At 65.5% G+C, this 1813-nt stretch carries 1 protein-coding gene; it reads right to left on the bottom strand.

Going from position 1 to position 1813, the window contains the following annotated elements; translation table 11 throughout:
- Positions 1-1813 (bottom strand): two-partner secretion domain-containing protein (locus tag ACV22W_RS33405; RefSeq protein WP_448023802.1); only part of this gene is annotated, 1813 nt, incomplete at both ends.

The raw sequence follows: 1813 nt of genomic DNA, 5'->3' as shown, positions 1-1813 counted from the left end.
TGAGCCCGAACCACCGCCAAGCGTCAGCGTGCCGGTGCCGGCATGGGTGATCGTGCCGCCGTCGTTGACGAGCGCAGCAGGGGCGAGCGTCAAGTCGGTACTGTTGGTTTGCAGCGTGCCGCCATTCGAATTGTCGAGCGTGCGCGACACATTGACGGCCATCGGGCCAGCCCCGGTCTGCGTGATGGTGCCGCCGTGATTCACGAGGTCCGTCGCATTCAGCGACACCCGTTCGGCCTGCACGGTGCCGGCGCTGTTGTCGAGCGTCGTCGCGCTAATCGCAGCCGCATTGCCGACGATGGAGCCACCGTTGTTCAACAGCTGCGTGCCGGCATCCACCGCCACGTTCTGCGCAGCCTGCAGCGTGCCGCCGCCGTTGTCGACCGACTGGCCCGAAACGTGGAGATTCGTGCTGGATGTGATCGCGCCGCGATTGACAACGTTTGCGCCGTGGACCGAAACATCGCCGTTGCCGCCGATGACACCGCCTTGTGCGCCGTTCGCTGTCGTACCCGCGGCGTTGGTCAACTGACCACTGGTCGTCACCGACAGGCCGTCGCGATTGAGCGACGTGATCCGGCCCGCCGTGTTGTCCAGCGACGCGCCGGCCACCGTCATGCCGGCCGCGCTTTGAAGAGTGCCCTGGTTGTTCGCGATGGCGCCACCACGCACGTCCGCCGTGCTCTCGGATACCAGTTCACCGGATTGGTTGGCGATCTGGCCAGCCACGTTGATCGACAGCGGGCCCTGCGACGAGACCTTGCCGCCTTGGTTCGACAGGTTGCCGCCGGTCAGTGTCGTGCCACTGCCGCTCGACAGGCTGCCGTGATCGTTGATCACCGTACCGGACGCATTCGCCTGAATGGCGCCTTGCGCGCTCGTCGTCGCGTTCGACAGGTTCACGTCGCCGGCCGTCGCGTTCAGCGACAGACTGCCGTTCACCGCCGTCTGGCTGCCTGCGAGATTCACGTTGGCGCCGGTCAGCGACGCATTGCCGCCCGCCACATTCTGGCCGGTCGCACTCAGTTGGCCCGAGGCCGTCAAGTTGAAGTCGCCGCTGTGCGCGACGGAACCGTCGTTGTTCACGCCCGCGCCGAGCGTGCCGGTCGAGTTGACGCTGCCGGCATTCACCGTCGTATTCTGTTGCGCCGCGAGCGTCCCGGTGTTCGTAAGATCGGCGCTCGTACTGGCCGACAGCGATTGCTGCGCGTACGTCGTGCCGTTGTTCTGGATGCCGCCGGCCGCCGACAGTGCGAGGTTGCCGCTCGCGGTGGCCTTACCCGTGAGCACAAGGCGACCGTTCGACTGCAATGTGAGATCACCCGCCTGCGCCGCGATCGTACCGGCGTTGGCCACCCCCACGCCGTTCTCGTTCGAGGCGAGGAAGATCCGGTCGCTATACATGCCGCCCAACTGGCTTACATCGATAGCAACCGACGGAGCAGGACCATCACCGGCGATCTGCGTCGCGGCAAGCGTGTCGTGATTGACTTGGGCGGCGCCAGCGATCACGTTCAGATTCTTCGCATAGACCGCCGCGTTCACCTGCACCGCGCGCGCAATCAGATCGACCTGATCGATATTGGAGGCATTCAGGCCTGCGCCTGCGACGGTCACGAGGCCGCGGTTCACGTTGTAGCCGGCAAGCGACCCGTCGGCACCATAGAACGGCACGCCGGTTGTGAGAGTCGCGCGACTGGTATTGAGAAAGCCGCCGCCATCAACGAAAATCCCGGACGGGTTAGCGATGACAAGTTCGGCTCGTGCGCCCGCGATCTCGACCGTACCGCGGATCTGGGACGGGTTCGGGCTG

The organism is Burkholderia sp. AW49-1 (assembly GCF_053427845.1).
This window is presented reverse-complemented; position numbering and strand designations above follow the sequence as displayed.